This window comes from Streptomyces sp. NPDC024632 (assembly GCF_055559175.1).
Genome location: NZ_JBVHLD010000011.1, coordinates 70,562 through 88,152, shown reverse-complemented (window position 1 = coordinate 88,152; position 17,591 = coordinate 70,562). Strand labels below are relative to the sequence as shown.

At 71.7% G+C, this 17,591-nt stretch carries 15 protein-coding genes; 8 read left to right on the top strand and 7 right to left on the bottom strand.

Features of this window, described 5'->3' with window-relative positions:
* The first annotated feature begins 84 nt into the window (after nucleotides 1-84).
* Nucleotides 85-1,722, top strand: coding sequence for an ABC transporter permease (locus ACZ37P_RS23220; RefSeq protein ID WP_467348568.1), 1,638 nt, complete (start codon nucleotides 85-87; stop codon nucleotides 1,720-1,722).
* Complete coding sequence (locus ACZ37P_RS23215) at nucleotides 1,722-2,762, top strand: ABC transporter ATP-binding protein (RefSeq protein WP_355346507.1); 1,041 nt, start codon at nucleotides 1,722-1,724, stop codon at nucleotides 2,760-2,762. Before ACZ37P_RS23220 ends, ACZ37P_RS23215 begins: the two co-directional genes overlap by 1 nt.
* A 123-nt stretch (nucleotides 2,763-2,885) precedes the next feature.
* On the opposite strand, the gene ACZ37P_RS23210 is transcribed toward ACZ37P_RS23215, so the two are convergent.
* The 5 genes from ACZ37P_RS23210 to ACZ37P_RS23190 all read right to left on the bottom strand — a co-directional run bounded on the left by ACZ37P_RS23210 (nucleotide 2,886) and on the right by ACZ37P_RS23190 (nucleotide 8,149).
* Entirely contained in the window at nucleotides 2,886-4,028 is a 1,143-nt protein-coding gene (locus ACZ37P_RS23210) for an LOG family protein (RefSeq protein ID WP_467348432.1), read from the bottom strand.
* Nucleotides 4,029-4,054: 26 nt separating this feature from the next.
* Nucleotides 4,055-5,212, bottom strand: a complete 1,158-nt coding sequence (locus ACZ37P_RS23205; protein WP_467348430.1) for a hypothetical protein — start codon at nucleotides 5,210-5,212, stop codon at nucleotides 4,055-4,057.
* A gap of 109 nt (nucleotides 5,213-5,321) precedes the next feature.
* Nucleotides 5,322-6,062, bottom strand: coding sequence for an ABC transporter ATP-binding protein (locus ACZ37P_RS23200; RefSeq protein WP_355346516.1), 741 nt, complete (start codon nucleotides 6,060-6,062; stop codon nucleotides 5,322-5,324).
* Nucleotides 6,063-6,278: 216 nt separating this feature from the next.
* Nucleotides 6,279-7,670, bottom strand: coding sequence for an aspartate aminotransferase family protein (locus ACZ37P_RS23195; RefSeq protein ID WP_355346519.1), 1,392 nt, complete (start codon nucleotides 7,668-7,670; stop codon nucleotides 6,279-6,281).
* Nucleotides 7,671-7,672: 2 nt separating this feature from the next.
* Nucleotides 7,673-8,149, bottom strand: coding sequence for an Lrp/AsnC family transcriptional regulator (locus ACZ37P_RS23190; protein ID WP_355346522.1), 477 nt, complete (start codon nucleotides 8,147-8,149; stop codon nucleotides 7,673-7,675).
* A 192-nt stretch (nucleotides 8,150-8,341) separates the two neighbouring features.
* Here ACZ37P_RS23190 and ACZ37P_RS23185 point away from each other — a divergent pair, with 192 nt between their 5' ends.
* Complete coding sequence (locus ACZ37P_RS23185) at nucleotides 8,342-9,778, top strand: gamma-aminobutyraldehyde dehydrogenase (RefSeq protein WP_355346525.1); 1,437 nt, start codon at nucleotides 8,342-8,344, stop codon at nucleotides 9,776-9,778.
* A gap of 48 nt (nucleotides 9,779-9,826) precedes the next feature.
* On the opposite strand, the gene ACZ37P_RS23180 is transcribed toward ACZ37P_RS23185, so the two are convergent.
* Entirely contained in the window at nucleotides 9,827-10,519 is a 693-nt protein-coding gene (locus ACZ37P_RS23180) for a glycerophosphodiester phosphodiesterase (protein ID WP_467348428.1), read from the bottom strand.
* Nucleotides 10,510-11,553, bottom strand: coding sequence for an adenosine deaminase (locus ACZ37P_RS23175; RefSeq protein ID WP_355346531.1), 1,044 nt, complete (start codon nucleotides 11,551-11,553; stop codon nucleotides 10,510-10,512). The genes ACZ37P_RS23180 and ACZ37P_RS23175 overlap by 10 nt, the downstream gene beginning before the upstream one ends.
* 309 nt (nucleotides 11,554-11,862) lie before the next feature.
* Between ACZ37P_RS23175 and ACZ37P_RS23170 the strand changes: the two genes are divergently transcribed.
* From ACZ37P_RS23170 to ACZ37P_RS23150, 5 genes are read left to right on the top strand one after another with little or no spacing between them, the layout of a single operon-like run.
* Nucleotides 11,863-13,377 (top strand): gamma-aminobutyraldehyde dehydrogenase, encoded by a 1,515-nt coding sequence (locus ACZ37P_RS23170; protein ID WP_467348426.1) that lies wholly within the window; start codon nucleotides 11,863-11,865, stop codon nucleotides 13,375-13,377.
* A gap of 16 nt (nucleotides 13,378-13,393) precedes the next feature.
* Nucleotides 13,394-14,626, top strand: a complete 1,233-nt coding sequence (locus ACZ37P_RS23165; RefSeq protein ID WP_355346537.1) for an ABC transporter substrate-binding protein — start codon at nucleotides 13,394-13,396, stop codon at nucleotides 14,624-14,626.
* A 47-nt stretch (nucleotides 14,627-14,673) separates the two neighbouring features.
* Entirely contained in the window at nucleotides 14,674-15,837 is a 1,164-nt protein-coding gene (locus ACZ37P_RS23160) for an ABC transporter ATP-binding protein (protein WP_467348424.1), read from the top strand.
* Entirely contained in the window at nucleotides 15,834-16,781 is a 948-nt protein-coding gene (locus tag ACZ37P_RS23155; protein ID WP_401852093.1) for an ABC transporter permease, read from the top strand. The genes ACZ37P_RS23160 and ACZ37P_RS23155 overlap by 4 nt, the downstream gene beginning before the upstream one ends.
* The gene (locus ACZ37P_RS23150; RefSeq protein WP_188280861.1) at nucleotides 16,781-17,581 is read left to right on the top strand and encodes an ABC transporter permease; all 801 of its coding nucleotides are present in this window, start codon (nucleotides 16,781-16,783) and stop codon (nucleotides 17,579-17,581) included. The genes ACZ37P_RS23155 and ACZ37P_RS23150 overlap by 1 nt, the downstream gene beginning before the upstream one ends.
* The last annotated feature ends 10 nt before the right edge of the window (nucleotides 17,582-17,591 follow it).

Sequence of the window (17,591 nt, the reverse complement as noted above, 5' to 3'; positions counted from 1 at the left end):
GACACGACCGGCACGGCACCTGCGGTACGCGGCAGGGCCCGGTCGCTCGTACCCGGTCGCGGCACCGCGATCCGACTCGCCCTGATGGCCGTGCCCGCCGCCTTCTTCGGGGTGTTCTTCGCCTACCCCGTGATCTCCATCGTCGGCCGCGGCCTGCACCAGGGCGGCCGGTGGCAGCTCGGCCGGATCGGCGACGTCCTCGGCGACGGCTCCATCCGGCACGTGCTGTGGTTCACCTGCTGGCAGGCCGCCGCGTCCACCGCGCTGACCCTGGCCGTCGCCCTGCCCGGCGCGTACGTCTTCGCGCGGCTCGACTTCCCCGGCAAGCGGCTGCTGCGGGCCGTCGTCACCGTGCCCTTCGTGCTGCCGACCGTGGTCGCCGGTTCGGCCTTCCTCGCGCTGCTCGGCCGCGGCGGCTTCACCGACTCGCTGTGGGGCGTCCGCCTGGACACCACCGTGTGGGCGATCCTCATCGCGCACGTCTTCTTCAACTACGCGGTGGTCGTCCGCACCGTCGGCGGCCTGTGGGCGCAGCTCGACCCGCGCCAGGAAGAGGCCGCGCGGATGCTCGGCGCGAGCCGGCTCGCCGCCTGGCGGCGGGTCACGCTGCCCGCGCTCGGCCCCTCGGTGGCCGCCGCCGGGCTGATGGTGTTCCTGTTCACCTTCACCTCCTTCGGCGTGATCCAGATCCTCGGCGGCCCGCTGTACTCCACCCTCGAAGTGGAGATCTACCGGCAGACCGCGGAACTCCTCGACCTGCCGACCGCCGCCGTGCTGACCCTGCTGCAATTCGCCGCCGTCGCCGCGATCCTCGCCGTGCACGCCTGGACCGTACGCCGCCGGGAGTCCACGCTGCGGCTGGTCGACGCGGCCACTACCGCGCACCGGCCGCGCGGCAGGGGGGAGCGGACGCTGCTCGCCGGAGTGCTCGCCGTCATCGCGCTGCTGATCCTGCTGCCGCTGGGCGTGCTCGTCGCCCGCTCGCTGGACGGCCCGGACGGCTACGGCTTCGCCTTCTACCGCTCGCTCGGCTCCGTCGGCTCGGGCCGGAGCGGCGGCACCTTCACCGTCGCCCCGCTGGAGACGGTCTGGAATTCGCTGCGGTACGCCGCCGTCGCCACCGTCATCGCCTTGACGGTCGGCGGGCTCGCCGCCGCGGCCCTGGTCCGCAGGGCGGGACGGCTGGTCCGCGGCTTCGACGCGCTGCTGATGCTGCCGCTCGGCACCTCCGCCGTCACCGTAGGCTTCGGCTTCCTGATCACCCTCGACAAGCCGCCGCTCGACCTGCGGTCCTCCTGGATCCTGGTGCCGCTCGCCCAGGCGCTGGTCGGTGTGCCGTTCGTCGTACGCGTCATGCTGCCGGTGCTGCGCGCCGTCGACGACCGGCTGCGGGAGGCCGCAGCGGTGCTCGGCGCGTCACCGCTACGGGTCTGGCGCGAGGTCGAACTCCCGCTCGTCGGACGGGCACTGGCCGTCGCCGCGGGCTTCGCCTTCGCCGTGTCGCTCGGCGAATTCGGCGCCACCGTCTTCATCGCCCGCCCCGACAGCCCCACCCTCCCGGTCGCCGTCGCCCGCCTGCTCGGCCGCGCGGGCCCGTCCACGTACGGCCAGGCCATGGCACTGAGCACCATCCTCATGCTGGTCTGCGCCGCGTCGCTGCTGGTGCTGGAGAATCTGCGCCCGCGCGGCGGGGGCGCCGACCCCTCACCCGGGGAGTTCTGATGACGCTGCTGCGAGTCGAGGACGCGACCGTACGGTTCGGCGCGCGGGCCGCGCTGGACGCCGTCACGCTGGAGGTGGCCGCGCACGAGACGGTGTGCGTGCTCGGGCCCAGCGGCAGCGGCAAGTCCACGCTGCTGCGGGCCGTCGCCGGACTCCAGCCGCTGGACGGCGGACGGGTGCTGCTCGACGGCGCCGACCAGGCGGGCGTTCCCGCGCACCGGCGCGGCGTCGGCCTGATGTTCCAGGACCACCAGCTCTTTCCGCAGCGCGACGTCGGCGGCAACGTCGCCTTCGGGCCGCGCATGCACAAGGTGCCGCGCGAGCGGCGCGAGGAGCGGGTGCGCGAACTGCTCGACCTCGTCGGGCTGCCCGGCGCGGGCGGGCGCGGCGTCGCCACGCTCTCCGGCGGGGAGCAGCAGCGGGTCGCCCTGGCCCGCGCCCTCGCCCCCGAGCCGCGGCTGCTCATGCTCGACGAGCCGCTGGGACAGCTCGACCGGGCGCTGCGCGAACGGCTCGTGGTGGAGCTGCGCGAACTCTTCCGTCGCCTGGGGACGACGGTCCTGGCCGTCACGCACGACCAGAGCGAGGCGTTCGCCCTCGCGGACCGGGTCGTGGTGATGCGCGACGGGCGCATCGCGCAGTCCGGTACGCCGCTGGAGGTCTGGCAGCGGCCGGTGTCGCCCTTCGTGGCCCGCTTCCTCGGCTTCGACAACATCGTGGACGCCAGCGTCGGGGGTGGCGTCGCCGATACGCCGTGGGGGAAGGTGCCGGTGCCCTCCGGCACCCCGCAGGGGCCCTGCCACCTGCTCATCCGGCCCGCCGGGGTGCGCCTCACCGGACTCGAGTCCGGGCTTCGCTGCACTGTCGTCGCCCGCACGTTTCGTGGCGACCACATCACGCTCGTCCTGGCGCCGGAGGCGGGGCCGCGCCTCGAAGCCGGGTGCCCTTGGCGGGCGGCACCCGAGGTCGGTGCCGAGGTCGCCGTGACCTTCGCCCCCGAAGAGGTCGTCCTCCTCGCGGACGCCCCCCACCGCCCCTAGGGCCGGTCCTTCAGGGGCGCGGGGAACCGCGCGAGCAACCCCCCACCGGCCGGTGGTCCGACGACAACCGATCCGCCCCGTTGGGGAAGAAGACCGGCTGACCGTCTCGGTCAGAGAGCCGTTCTAGGGGGTGGCCAGCCTGGACAGGGCGGCGGGGACTTCCGCGACGGAGTCGACGAGGGCGAGGAGGGGGGACATGGGGCGGCCGGAGGCGAGGGCGGTCAGGAGGGGCCAGGCGGGGAGAGTGGTGGTCCAGTGGACGCGGTCGACGAGGACGAGGGGAACGGGAACCCCTCGGGAGGAGTAGTAGTCGGGGGTGGCGGCGTCGAAGATCTCCTGGACGGTCCCGGCGGCGCCGGGGAGGAAGACGACCCCGCCGGTGCAGCGCGAGAGCAACCCGTCCTCGCGGGTCGCGTTGGCGAAGAACTTGGCGATGCCGGAGGCGAAGGCGTTCGGCGGCTCGTGGCCGTAGAACCAGGTGGGCAGCCCGTAGGAGGGTCCGCCGTCCGGCCAGCGGTCGCGTACCTCGAAGGCGGTACGGGCCCAGTCGCCGACGGAGGGCGCGAAGGACGGGACGCCGGCCAGGACGGCGAGGGCCTTGCGGAGCATCAGGTCGTCGTAGGGCGCGGCGTAGGCGCCGAAGTTGGCGGCCTCCATCGCGCCGGGGCCGCCGCCGGTGGCGACGGTGTGCCCGGCCCTGGCGAGGTCGCGGCCGAGCCGTGCGGCACCCGCGTAGGCGTCGGAGCCGCGCTCCATGGCGTGGCCGCCCATGACGCCGACCACGCTGAGGCCGCGCAGGCGCTCGTCGAGGGCGTCGGACACGGCGTCGTCGTGGATCGAGCGCAGCATCGAGGCGAGTATGTCGCCCTCCGCCGCGGCGGAGCGCGCCCAGGCGTGCGTACGGGCGTCCGGCGTCCGCTCGTAACCGTCCTCGTCGAGGCCCGCGTACAGCTCGTCGGGGCTGTAGAGCGCGCCCCGGTACGGGTCGAAGGGCAGGTCGGGGACGGGCGGGAAGACCAGCGCGCCGCCCGCGCGCACATGGGCGAGGGCCTGCGGCTCCATCGGGCAGCCGAGGAAGACGGCCTGCGAGGTGTCGGTGACGAGGAGCGCGAACGTACGGTCGGTCAGGTCGACGGCCTGTACGCGGTATCCGGCGAAGGAACCGCTCAGGGCGACCTGGTCGAATTCGGCCAGCGACTCAACTTCCCTGTCCTGTCCGGGAGTTGGGGGAATGTCGGGCGCTGCGGGCGGGATGTCGGCGGGCACGTCTGAACGATAGTCCTCGGTGCGGCTCACCGGCCCGGCGGGACGGTGGTGAGTACGGCGACCAGGGCCGTGAGGGGGACGGCGGCGGCCAGCAGGACGCCCGCCCGCAGCGCGACCGCGCCGCGCAGGAGCGCGGGGGAGGCGCCGACCTGGCGCAGGGCGGCCATCGCGGGCTCCCGGCCGCGCCGGGCCTCCAGCAGCGCGGTGCCCGCGGTGGCCAGCACGCACACCACGATCAGGACACCGGCCAGGGCGGTGAGGGGGCCGAAGGGGCGGGCGCCGCCGCGGTGCAGGTCGTACGCGGCCAGGGCCGCGGCGGCGGTGGCGCACAGGGCGCCGAGCGGGCGGCCGACCGCACCGGCCTCCTCCTGGAGGGCCCGTCCGGCCAGCAGCCGGAGCGCGCCGGGGCGGAAGGCGGCGAGCAGCCGTCCGCAGGCGTGCACGAGGCCGGGACCCGCGAGGACCATGCCCGCGGTGGCGACGACCCAGCCGCCGAGCGCGAGCGGCGCGATGGAGCCGAGACCGCCGGGCAGCGGCACCTCGTGGCCGTGCGGCGCGGCCACCTCGGCGGCGAGCCCGACGGCGATCAGAGCGACGCCCCAGGGCAGGCCGCCGGGCGGATCGGCCGCGGAGACCTTGCGGGTCGCGGGGGCGGGCGCGGTGGAGACGGCGCGCGGTGGCCACAACTGGGCCGCGCCGATGACGGCGGCGCTCACCGGGACCAGCGCGAGCAGCGTCAACGCGCCCGCGAGCGGCACCTGTTCGCCGCCGCCGAGGAGGTCGGAGGCGGCGCCGTGGAGGGGCAGCGCGCCCGTCAGGTCGCCGCGCAGGTGCAGAAACGCCAGCAGGGCCACCGCGCTGCCGACCGCGCAGGTCAGGGCGGTCGCCGACGCGGCGAGCAGGGCCACGCCGACCCGGCCGAGGCCCACCGCGGCCAGTCCGGGACGCGGCCACCGCGCGGGCACCGCCCGCCCCGCGGCGACCGCGAACTGCACGGTCACCACGACCGGCAGCGCGCACCACGCCAGCCGCGCGGCGGCGTCGGCCGGCCGGTGCGGGTGCCCGAGGGCGTATCCCAGCGCGGCCAGCAGCAGCAGCCCGGTGGCCGCCGACGCGGCGGCGACCAGCACCCACCGCACCAGCGCGGTGTACCGCGCCCCGCGTACGACACGAAAACTCAGCACGCCCGGCTCCCTTCCGACACGGGCCGCCGCCCCGTACGGGCCATGGCCACGGCACCGGCCCCGCCGAAGCGGGCACCCGTAAGGGCACGGGCGGTGTGGACAGTCGAGGTCATACGGACGCGGCCCGCGTCGTCGTCGCGGTCGGCTCGGAATCCCGCTCCTGCGCGGGCATCGCGGCGTTGACCCGGCCGTCGAGCAGCGGGATCACGCGGTCCGCGAAGGGCGCGATGTCGTGGTCGCAGGCGCTGAGCACGACGGTGATGCCGTGCGAGCGGGCCGCGCTGGTGAGGGTCCGCATCACCAGGGCGCGGTCGGGACGGTGCAGCGGCGCGCCCGGGTCGTCGGCGAAGACGATCTCCGGGGTGGTGACCAGGGCGCGGGCCACCGCGATCCGCTGCCGCTCGGCCTGGAGGAGTTCGGCCGGGCGCTTGCGGGCGGCGGCCCCGATGTCGAGCCGGTCAAGCCACTCCTGCGCCGCGGCCCTGGCCGCGCGGTACTTGGTGCCGCGCAGCAGCAGCGGCAGCGCCGCGTTCTCCCAGGCCGTCAGCTCGGGCAGCAGTTGCGAGGTGCTGCCGACCCAGCCGAAGCGGTCCCTGCGCAGCTCGTCCCTGGCCGTCTCGGGGAGGGTGTGGACCGGGGCGCTGTTGAACCACACCTCGCCCTCGTCCGGCACCAACTGCCCCGACAGGCAGCGCAGCAGCGTCGACTTGCCCGCGCCCCGCGGACCCACGACGGCCAGGATCTCGCCCTGCCGTACGCCCAGCGACACACCCAGCAGCGCGGGGGACCCGTCGTGCGCGTGGCGCAGCGAACGGGCCCACAACACGTCATTGTCCGGCGGGGCCACCATGCCGTTACCTCCGCGGTTCGCGAACCAATCCCCTCCGGGGAGGTTAGGCGCCGCCGGCCCCCGCGGCCCGCAGGCACGGCGTACGTCCCCCGCGAGCCGCCCGTCCGGGTGACAAGCCCCCGACGCCTGCGTGACGCAGGCGGGTGACCCAGTTCCCCGCGCCCCCAAAAGAAGCACGGCGATGGCGTCTCACGCCGCGGGAGCGCGCTGGGAGCGTCAGAGCTTGGTCCACGCCTCGGTCAGGACGCCGCGCAGGATGGCCTCGATGTCGTTGAAGAGGGACTGGTCGGAGGTGAGCGGCGGGGCGAGCTGGACGACGGGGTCGCCGCGGTCGTCGGCGCGGCAGTAGAGGCCGGCGGCGTACAGCTCCTTGGAGAGGAAGCCGTACAGGACGCGCTCGGTCTCCTCGTCGGTGAAGGTCTCCTTGGTGGCCTTGTCCTTGACGAGTTCGATGCCGTAGAAGAAGCCGTTGCCGCGGACGTCGCCCACTATCGGCAGGTCGTTGAGCTTCTTGAGGGTGTCGAAGAAGGCGCCCTCGTTGTCCAGGACGTGCTGGTTGAGGCCCTCGCGCTCGAAGATGTCGAGGTTGGCGATGCCGACGGCGGCCGAGACGGGGTGGCCGCCGAAGGTGTACCCGTGGAGGAAGGTGTTGTTGCCCTTGTAGAAGGGCTCGGCGAGCCGGTCGGAGATGATGCAGGCGCCGATGGGGGAGTACCCGGAGGTCATGCCCTTGGCGCAGGTGATCATGTCGGGCACGAAGTCGAACTTGTCGCAGGCGAACATCGTGCCGAGCCGCCCGAAGGCGCAGATGACCTCGTCGGAGACGAGCAGCACGTCGTACTGGTCGCAGATCTCGCGGACGCGCCGGAAGTATCCGGGGGGCGGCGGGAAGCAGCCGCCCGCGTTCTGCACCGGCTCCAGGAAGACGGCGGCGACGGTGTCGGGGCCCTCGAAGAGGATCTGCTGCTCGATCTGGTCGGCGGCCCAGCGGCCGAACGCCTCGGGGTCGTCACCGTGGATCGGGGCGCGGTAGATGTTGGTGTTGGGCACCTTGCGCGCGCCGGGGACCAGCGGCTCGAAAGGGGCCTTCAGGGCGGGCAGCCCGGTGATCGACAGGGCGCCCTGCGGGGTGCCGTGGTAGGCGACGGCCCGTGAGATCACCTTGTACTTGGTGTGGTTGCCGGTCAGCTTGTGATACTGCTTCGCGAGCTTCCAGGCCGTCTCGACGGCCTCGCCGCCGCCGGTGGTGAAGAAGACCTTGTTGAGGTCGCCGGGCGCGTAGTGCGCGAGCCGCTCGGCCAGTTCGATCGCCTTGGGGTGCGCGTAGCTCCAGATCGGGAAGAAGGCCAGCTCCTGGGCCTGCTTGTACGCGGTCTCGGCCAGCTCGTGCCTGCCGTGACCGGCGTTGACGACGAAGAGCCCCGACAGACCGTCGATGTACCGCTTGCCGTGGTCGTCGTAGATGTACGTGCCCTCGCCGCGCACGATGGTCGGCACGGGGGCGTTCTCGTACGACGACATGCGGGTGAAGTGCATCCACAGGTGGTCGTGGGCGGTCCTGGAGGAGTCCGAGGCAGTCGCGGACGGTGCGGGGTTCGTGGAGGTCATGGCTATCTGGTTCCCCAGGTGTAGGTCTGCTTCCGCAGCTTGAGGTAGACGAAGGTCTCGGTGGAGCGGACGCCGGGCAGTGCCCGGATCCGCTTGTTCACCAGGTCCAGCAGGTGGTCGTCGTCCTCGCAGACGATCTCCACCATCAGGTCGAAGGAACCGGCGGTGATGACGACGTAGTCGACCTCGTCCAGCGCGGTCAGCGTCTCGGCGACCGGGTCGATGTCGCCGTCCACGTTGATGCCGACCATCGCCTGCCGCCGGAAGCCCACGGTGAGCGGGTCGGTGACGGCGACGATCTGCATGACGCCCTGGTCGAGCAGCTTCTGTACGCGCTGCCGCACCGCCGCCTCGGACAGGCCCACGGCCTTGCCGATCGTCGCGTACGGACGGCGTCCGTCCTGCTGGAGCTGTTCGATGATCGCGTTCGACACCGCGTCTATCGACGGCGCTCCGCCGTTCTTGTCCCGAGTGGCCACGCGCCCCACTGTGCAGGAGAGGTCGACGGTCGCGCAAGCCCTTCACGATGAAAATCGTCGCCGACGGCCCTCTGTGGTACCGAATCGGTTGTTGAGGGGGGATGGGTGTGTCGAATACGGCAGTCCTGCGGCTAAGCTGGGGAACGTCTCAGCCCGTGGACACCGGACTCGTACGACCAGGGAGCAAGCGCCGTGACCGAACTCCGTACTCTGCGCAATTACATCGACGGAGAGTTCCGCGACGCCGCGGACGGCCGGACCACCGAGGTGGTCAGCCCGGTGACCGGCGACGCGTACGCCACCGCGCCGCTGTCCGGCGCGGCCGACGTGGACGCGGCGATGGCCGCCGCGGCGGCCGCCTTCCCCGCGTGGCGCGACGCCACCCCGTCGGAGCGGCAGAAGGCGCTGCTGAAGATCGCCGACGCGATCGAGGCGCGCGCCGATGAGCTTATCGCGGTGGAGAGCGAGAACACCGGCAAGCCGATCGGACTGACCGCCAGCGAGGAAATCCCGCCGATGGTGGACCAGATCCGCTTCTTCGCGGGCGCCGCGCGCATGCTCGAAGGCCGCTCGGCCGGTGAGTACATGGACGGCATGACGTCCATCGTGCGGCGCGAGCCGGTCGGCGTCTGCGCGCAGGTCGCGCCCTGGAACTACCCGATGATGATGGCCGTGTGGAAGTTCGCCCCGGCCATCGCGGCGGGCAACACCGTCGTCCTCAAGCCGTCCGACACCACGCCCGCCTCCACCGTGCTGCTCGCCGAGATCCTCGGCGGCATCCTCCCCAAGGGCGTCTTCAACGTCGTCTGCGGCGACCGGGACACCGGCCGGGCGATGGTCGAGCACCCGGTGCCCGCGATGGCCTCCATCACCGGTTCGGTACGCGCGGGCATCGAGGTCGCCGGATCGGCCGCCAAGGACGTCAAGCGGGTCCACCTCGAACTGGGCGGCAAGGCCCCCGTCGTGGTCTTCGAGGACACCGACATCGCCAAGGCCGTCGAGGACATCGCCGTCGCCGGATTCTTCAACGCCGGGCAGGACTGCACCGCGGCCACCCGCGTCCTGGTCCAGGAGTCGATCCACGCGGAGTTCACCGCCGCCCTCGCCAAGGCCGCCGCCGAGACCAGGACCGGCCTGCCGGACGACGAGGACGTGCTGTACGGGCCGCTGAACAACGCCAACCAGCTCGCCCAGGTCAGCGGCTTCATCGAGCGGCTGCCCGCGCACGCCAAGGTCGAGACCGGCGGCCACCGGGTCGGCGAGCGCGGCTACTTCTACGCGCCGACCGTCGTGTCCGGGCTGCGGCAGGACGACGAGATCATCCAGCGCGAGGTCTTCGGCCCCGTCATCACCGTCCAGTCCTTCACCGACGAGGAGCAGGCCGTCGCCTGGGCCAACGGCGTGGACTACGCGCTGGCGTCCTCGGTGTGGACCAAGGACCACGGGCGCGCCATGCGGATGTCCAAGCGGCTGGACTTCGGCTGCGTGTGGATCAACACCCACATCCCGCTGGTCGCCGAAATGCCGCACGGCGGCTTCAAGCGGTCCGGCTACGGCAAGGACCTGTCGGGCTACGGCTTCGAGGACTACACGCGGATCAAGCACGTGATGACCTCGCTGGACGGCTGAGCCGGCCGTCCGGCCTCCCCCGCGGGCGGGCCCGCGGGGGAGGGGCGGTCAGGCGCGGCGCCGCAGCAGCCGCTGCAAGGCGTCCAGCCGGTTCGTGGTGATCGCGTCCACGCCCAGGTCGAGCAGCCGGGTCATGTTGCGCTGCCAGTCCGCCGTCCACGCGCCGACCAGCAGCCCGTTGTCCGCGGCCCACCGCACGGTCGTGGCGTCGATCAGCCCGAAGCGCAGATTGATCCACCGCGGCTTCAGCTCGTCCAGCAGCGAGCGCGGCGGCGGGGCCACCGTCGTCCACGTCATGGCGATCTCCGCCGACGCGTCCAGGTCGCGCACCGTCAGCATCGCGCCGAGCCCGCCGCAGTAGTAGACGCGGTCGCCGACGCCCGCCTCCGCCACCGCGGCCATGGTCGCCTTCACCTGGCCGACCGAGGTCAGGTCCAGCATCATCCGGCCGCCGCCGGGGTGCCGCAGCAGCTCGGCGAAGGCGTCCGACAGAGTGGGCACACGGCCGTCGGTGAGGTCCACGACATCGTTCAACGACAGGTCGCCGACCGCCTCCGGCACCTTCCACAGCCGCTCCAGCGTCTCGTCGTGCAGCAGCACCGGCACGCCGTCGGCGGTCAGCTTCACGTCGACCTCCACCGCGCCCGCGCCCTTGAGCAGCGCCGACCGCACGGAGGGCAGGGTGTTCTCGCGCTCGTGGTACGGGTCGCCCCGGTGGGAGACCGCGACGGTCACCGCCACGCCGCCGTGTACGCGTCGATCTCGGCGGCCAGCGCCCGCTTGCCCGCCGGGTCGAGGAAGGAGACCTCGACGGCGTTCTTGGCGAGCGCCGCGACCCCGGTGTGGTCCAGCTCCAGCAGCCGGGCGGCGACCGCGTACTCGGTGTTGAGGTCGGTGCCGAACATCGGCGGGTCGTCGCTGTTGACCGTGACCAGCACGCCCGCGTCGATCATCTCCCTGATCGGGTGCTGGTCGATCTCGGTGACCGCGCGGGTGGCGATGTTGGAGGTGGGGCAGACCTCCAGCGGGATGCGCTGCTCCGCGAGGTGATCGAGCAGCCGCCGGTCGCGTACCGCGCTGGTGCCGTGGCCGATGCGCTCCGCGCCCAGTTCGTTGATCGCGTCCCAGATCGTCTCGGGGCCCGTCGTCTCGCCCGCGTGCGGCACGCTGTGCAGACCGGCGGCGCGCGCCCGGTCGAAGTACGGCTTGAACTGCGGCCTCGGCACGCCCAGTTCCGGGCCGCCCAGACCGAAGGAGACCAGGCCCTCGGGGCGCAGGTCGAGCGCCAGGTGCGTGGTCTGCTCGGCGGACTCAAGACCCGCCTCGCCGGGGATGTCGAAGCACCAGCGCAGGGTCACGCCCAGCTCGGACTCCGCGGCCTTGCGCGCGTCCTCGATGGCCTCCATGAACGCCTGCTCGTGGATGCCGCGCCGGGTCGAGCTGAACGGGGTGACGGTCAGCTCCGCGTAGCGGATGTTCTGCCGCGCCATGTCCCTGGCCACCTCGAAGGTGAGCAGCCGTACGTCCTCGGCGTCCCTGATCAGGTCGACCACCGACAGGTAGACCTGGATGAAGTGCGCGAAGTCCTTGAAGGTGAAGAAGTCGGCGAGGGCCGCGGGGTCGGCGGGGACCGCGGAGTCCGGGTGCCGGGCGGCCAGTTCCGCGACGATCCGCGGTGACGCGGACCCGACGTGGTGGACATGCAACTCGGCTTTCGGAAGTCCGGCGATGAAGGTGTCGAGGCCGGAGCCGAAGCCGGGCGCGGTGTCGGGCATGCGGGGGTCCTCCCAGGGGTCCGATCGGTGCGGTTCATCGTAAACGGCACCGGGAAACGGCGCTGGGACGGCGGGCGGCGACGCCGTGACGGCGGGCGGGGACGGCCGACGTCGCACCATGGCCCCCAGACGTCCCCCGGTCACGCCGCCGGGGATCGCCGCGACGGCCGGATTCACACAGAATTCGTCGCGTAACCAAAAGGCAACAACGGAATCACTTGTTGAAGGACAGCTCCTCTGCCAGGATCGGCGATCAATCCAGAGTTTGGCCACGCCGCCAGGAGTGGGCGCGGAGGCGAGGAGAACGTGATGGACCACGTGACGGACGTGGCGAAACGGTTCGCGAGCGGAGCCCAGTACATCGACGGCCGCCCGCGAACCGGCGGCAGCGGCGACACGCACTCCGTCGTGGACCCGGCGACGGGCCGCACGGTGTGGACGTACGCCACCGCGGGACCCGCCGACGTGGACGCCGCCGTCGCCGCCGCGAAGGCCGCGCTGCCCGGCTGGGCGGCCACCGCGCCCGGCGAGCGCTCCGCCGCGCTGCACCGGCTGTCCGCCGCCCTCGACGCGCGCGCCGACGAACTCGCTCGCGCCGAAACCCTCCAGTGCGGCAAGCCGATCAAGCTCAGCACCGAATTCGACGTACCGGGCACCGTGGACAACGCCGCGTTCTTCGCCGGGGCCGCCCGCCACCTGGAGGGCAAGGCGGCAGGCGAGTACAGCCCGGACCACACCTCGTACGTGCGCCGCGAGCCGGTCGGCGTCATCGGTTCCGTCGCCCCCTGGAACTACCCGCTCCAGATGGCCGGGTGGAAGATCCTCCCGGCGGTCGCGGCAGGCAACACCATCGTGCTCAAGCCGTCGGAGCTGACCCCGCTGACCGCCCTGATGTTCGCCGAGGCCGCCACCGAGGCCGGAATCCCGGACGGCGTGCTCAACATCGTCACCGGCACGGGGCAGGGCGCGGGCGAACACCTGGTCACCCACCCCGACGTCGCCATGACGTCCTTCACCGGCTCCACCGCCGTCGGCACCCGGATCGCCCGGCTCACCGCGGGCACCGTCAAGCGCCTGCACCTCGAACTCGGCGGCAAGGCCCCCTTCGTGGTCTTCGACGACGCCGACCTCGACGCGGCCGTGCACGGCGCGGTCGCCGCCGCCCTGATCAACAGCGGCCAGGACTGCACCGCCGCCACCCGCGCCTACGTCCAGCGCCCGCTGTACGACGCCTTCGTGACCGCCGTCGCCGACCTGATGGCGACCGTACGGCTCGGCGACCCCGCCGACCCGGCCACCGACCTCGGCCCGCTCATCTCCTTCGCGCACCGCGACCGCGTCGCGGCCGTCGTCGAGCGGGCCCGTACGTACGCCACCGTCGTCACCGGCGGCGCGGCGCCCGGCGGCGGGCTCGCGGCGGGCGCGTACTACCGGCCCACGCTGCTCACCGGCGCGCCGCAGCACAGCGAGGCCGTCCAGCAGGAGATCTTCGGCCCGGTACTGGCGGTGCTGCCGTTCGACAGCGACGATCAGGGCCTGGCGTACGCCAACGACACCCCGTACGGCCTGGCCGCCTCCGCCTGGACCCGCGATGTCTACCGGGCCGGGCGGGCCGCGCGGGAGATCACCGCGGGCTGCGTCTGGATCAACGACCACATCCCGATCGTCAGCGAGATGCCGCACGGCGGAGCGAAGTCCTCGGGCTTCGGCAAGGACATGTCCACGTACTCCTTCGAGGAGTACACGCAGGTCAAGCACGTGATGTTCGACAACACCGCGGTGGCGCGCAAGGACTGGCACCGCACCGTCTTCGGAGACCGATAGCGGAAGGGCACCACCCATGGAGCAGTACGAGACCCTGTCCCCGCCGGTGCGCGCGGCGATACTCCGCAGCATGACCGGCGGGCGCGGCGCCCTCGGCCGCCGGACGCTGCTGCGCGCCGCGGGGCTGGGCACCGTCGCCACGGCGGGACTGACGGCGTGCGGCATCCCGGCCGCGGGCCGCAAGGGCGACACCACGGCGTCGACCGACCACTCGGCGCAGGAGAAGGTCGTGAACTTCTCCAACTGGGACCAGTACATCGACGTCACCGACGACGGCAAGCACCGCCCGAGCCTCGACCAGTTCACCAAGGCCACCGGCATCAAGGTCGACTACACCGAGGACATCAACGACAACGTCGAGTTCTTCGGCAAGATCAAGCCGCAACTGTCCGCCGGCCAGGACACCGGCCGCGACCTGATGGTGCTCACCGACTGGCTCGCGGGCCGGATGATCCGGCTCGGCTGGGTCCAGAAGCTCGACCCCTCGAACCTGCCGCACGCCTTCGCCAACCTGGAACAGCGCTTCCGCAGCCCCGACTGGGACCCCGGCCGCGCCTACTCCTACCCCTGGGCCGGCATCCCCACCTGCATCGCCTACAACAAGAAGGTCACCAAGGGCCGCAAGGTCACCTCGGTGTCGCAACTGCTGGACGACCCCGCGCTCAAGGGCAAGGCCGCCATGCTCTCCGAGATGCGCGACACCGTCGGGATGACGCTGCTCGACATGGGCAAGAAGCCGGAGACCGTCACCGACGACGAGTACGACGCCGCGCTCAACCGCATCCAGGGCGCGGTGGACAAGGGGCAGATCCGCAAGTTCACCGGCGGCGAGTACACCGACGGCCTCAGCAAGGGCGACATCGCCGCCTGTATCGCCTGGGCCGGTGACCTGGTGCAGCTCAGGCTCGACGACCCGAACATCGAGTACGCCTTCCCGGCCGCCGGTTACATGACCTCCACGGACAATCTGCTGATCCCCGCCAAGGCGCGGCACAAGACCAACGCCGAGCGGCTGATCGACTGGTACTACCAGCCGCGGATCGCGGCCGAACTGGCCGCCTACACCACCTATGTGTCACCGGTGATGGGCGTCCGCGAGGAACTGGCCAAGATCGACCCGTCGCTCGCCACCAACCCGCTGATCATCCCGAACGCCCAGATGAACGCCACGTCGCACGCCTTCCGCTCGCTCAGCGAGGACGAGGACACCCGGTACGAGGCGAAGTTCTCCAAGCTCACCGGCGCCTGACCGGCGCTCCAGCAGCCCGCACTCCCCGACGACTTCCGGGACACCTCATGACGACCCCCAAGACCCCGGCCGACGACGCCGTCAGCCTCAGCGGGATCAGCAAGACCTACGGCTCCTTCACCGCCGTCCACCCGCTGGACCTCGCCGTGCCCGCCGGTTCCTTCTTCGCTCTGCTCGGCGCCTCCGGATGCGGCAAGACCACCACCTTGCGCATGATCGCGGGCCTGGAGGACCCCTCCTCCGGCTCCGTACGCCTCGGCGGCCAGGACGTCACCGCCCTGCCGCCGTACAAGCGCCCGGTCAACACCGTCTTCCAGAACTACGCGCTCTTCCCGCACCTCGACGTCTACGAGAACGTCGCCTTCGGACTGCGCCGCCGCGGCATCAAATCCGTCAAGAAGCAGGTCGGCGACATGCTGGACCTCGTCCAGCTCGGCGCGCTCGCCCGCCGCAAGCCGCACCAGCTCTCCGGTGGCCAGCAGCAGCGCGTCGCCGTGGCCCGCGCGCTGATCAACCAGCCGCAGGTGCTGCTGCTCGACGAACCGCTCGGCGCGCTCGACCTCAAGCTGCGCCGCCAGATGCAGCTCGAACTCAAGCGCATCCAGACCGAGGTGGGCATCACCTTCATCCACGTCACCCACGACCAGGAGGAGGCCATGACGATGGCCGACACCGTCGCGGTGATGAACGCCGGACGCGTCGAGCAGATGGGCGCGCCCGCCGACCTCTACGAGAACCCCGCCTCCACCTTCGTCGCCAACTTCCTCGGCACCTCCAACCTCATCGAGACCGAGGTGACCGGCGTCAGCGGCGGCGAACTCCAGCTCACCGCCGCCGGACAGAAGCTGACCCTGCCCGCCGCCCGATGTCGCGTCGACGTGACGACCGGCGGCCGGGTGCTGGCCGGGGTCCGCCCCGAGAAGATCACCCTGGCGCACAGCGACGACGAGCACGAGATAGCCGAGAGCCGCAACCGGGTGCGCGGCCGGATCGTCGACTCCAGCTTCATCGGCGTCTCCACGCAGTACGTCATCGACAGCCCGGTCTGCCCGGAGCTGGAGGTCTTCGTGCCCAACGTGGAACGCGACGGCCGCCTGGTGCCCGGCGCGCCCGTCGTCCTGCACTGGAACCCCGAGCACACCTTCGGCCTCGACGCCGACCAGGACATCGACGCCGGTACCGACACCGACGAGGGGGAGGCCGCCGCATGAGCGCAGCGACCGCGCCCGTCACCGGGCCGCCGGCCCCGGCCGAGGCGGCCCCGCTGCCCGCCGCCCTGAAGAAGGCCGCCCGCAGACGGCGGCGCATCCCGTACCTGCTGCTGCTCGCGGGCGTCGCCTGGCTGCTGGTCTTCTTCGTGGCGCCGATGGTCTACCAGGCGTCGACCTCGGTGCAGACCGGCTCGCTCGACGACGGCTTCAAGGTGACCTGGCACTTCGCCACGTACTGGGACGCCTTCCACGAGTACTGGCCGCAGTTCGTGAAGTCGCTGGTCTACTCCGGCATCGCCACCGTGCTGTGCCTGGGCATCGGCTACCCGCTGGCGTACACCATCGCCTTCCGGGCCGGACGCTGGCGCAATCTGGTGCTGATCCTGGTGATCGCGCCCTTCTTCACCAGCTTCCTGATCCGCACCCTGGCGTGGGAGACGATCCTCGCCGACCAGAGCCCGCTGGTGTCGTTCCTGAACCACATCCACCTGCTGGACGTCACGTCCGCGCTCGGCATCACCGAGGGCAACCGGGTGATGGCCACCCCGCTGGCGGTGGTCTGCGGCCTCACGTACAACTTCCTGCCGTTCATGATCCTGCCGCTCTACACGTCCCTCGAGCGGGTCGACGGCAAGCTGCACGAGGCGGCGGGCGACCTGTACGCGACCCCGTTCACCACCTTCCGCAAGGTGACCTTCCCGCTGTCCATGCCGGGTGTGGTGGCCGGCACCCTGCTCACCTTCATCCCGGCCTCCGGCGACTACATCAACGCCGAGTTGCTGGGCTCCACCAACCAGAAGATGATCGGCAGCGTCATCCAGTCGCAGTTCCTGCGGGTGCTGGACTACCCGACGGCCGCCGCCCTGTCGTTCATCCTCATGGCGGTCATCCTGGCGATCGTCATGGTCTACGTCCGCCGCGCGGGAACGGAGGAACTGGTCTGATGCGTCCGATCCGCTGGCTGCGCAAGAACCTCGTGGTGATCGCCGGGGTGCTCACCCTGACGTACCTGATCGTGCCCAACCTCGTGGTGCTGCTCTTCTCCTTCAACAAGCCCAACGGCCGCTACAACTACACCTGGACGCGGTTCTCCACCGACGCCTGGCAGCACCCCTGCGACGTCGCGGGCATGTGCGACTCCCTCACGCTCAGCCTGAAGCTGGCCGTCTACTCGACCATCGGCGCCACCGTGCTCGGCACGATGACCGCATTCGCGCTGGCCCGCTACCGCTTCAGGGGCCGCGCCACCACCAACATGCTGATCTTCCTGCCGATGGCGATGCCCGAGGTCGTGATGGGCGCCTCGCTGGGCACCCTCTTCCTCAACATGCGCATCCAGTTCGGCTTCTGGACCATCCTCATCGCGCACATCATGTTCTGCCTGAGCTTCGTCGTCGTCGCCGTCAAGGCCCGCGTGATGAGCATGGACCCCCGTCTGGAGCAGGCCGCGCAGGATCTCTACGCCACCCCGACGCAGACGTTCCTGCGGATCACGCTGCCGCTGGCCGCGCCCGGTATCGCGGCGGGCGCCCTGCTGTCCTTCGCGCTCTCCTTCGACGACTACATCATCACCAGCTTCAACGCGGGCAACACCGTCACCTTCCCGATGTTCGTGTGGGGCTCCGCGCAGCGCGGCACACCCGTGCAGGTCAATGTGATCGGTACGGCGATGTTCGTCATCGCGGTGCTGCTCGTACTGGCCGGGCAGCTTCTCGGCAGCAGCCGCAGGAGGGCGCGCACCTGACCCGTACCGC

Excerpts from the sequence above, each read along its gene's own strand:
- ACZ37P_RS23195 (WP_355346519.1), bottom strand. The coding sequence starts at position 7,670 with ATGACCTCCACGAACCCCGCACCGTCCGCGACTGCCTCGGACTCCTCC.
- ACZ37P_RS23220 (WP_467348568.1), top strand. The coding sequence starts at position 85 with ATGGCCGTGCCCGCCGCCTTCTTCGGGGTGTTCTTCGCCTACCCCGTG.
- ACZ37P_RS23150 (WP_188280861.1), top strand. The coding sequence starts at position 16,781 with ATGCGTCCGATCCGCTGGCTGCGCAAGAACCTCGTGGTGATCGCCGGG.
- ACZ37P_RS23170 (WP_467348426.1), top strand. The coding sequence starts at position 11,863 with ATGGACCACGTGACGGACGTGGCGAAACGGTTCGCGAGCGGAGCCCAG.
- ACZ37P_RS23165 (WP_355346537.1), top strand. The coding sequence starts at position 13,394 with ATGGAGCAGTACGAGACCCTGTCCCCGCCGGTGCGCGCGGCGATACTC.
- ACZ37P_RS23160 (WP_467348424.1), top strand. The coding sequence starts at position 14,674 with ATGACGACCCCCAAGACCCCGGCCGACGACGCCGTCAGCCTCAGCGGG.
- ACZ37P_RS23175 (WP_355346531.1), bottom strand. The coding sequence starts at position 11,553 with ATGCCCGACACCGCGCCCGGCTTCGGCTCCGGCCTCGACACCTTCATC.
- ACZ37P_RS23215 (WP_355346507.1), top strand. The coding sequence starts at position 1,722 with ATGACGCTGCTGCGAGTCGAGGACGCGACCGTACGGTTCGGCGCGCGG.
- ACZ37P_RS23200 (WP_355346516.1), bottom strand. The coding sequence starts at position 6,062 with ATGGTGGCCCCGCCGGACAATGACGTGTTGTGGGCCCGTTCGCTGCGC.
- ACZ37P_RS23155 (WP_401852093.1), top strand. The coding sequence starts at position 15,834 with ATGAGCGCAGCGACCGCGCCCGTCACCGGGCCGCCGGCCCCGGCCGAG.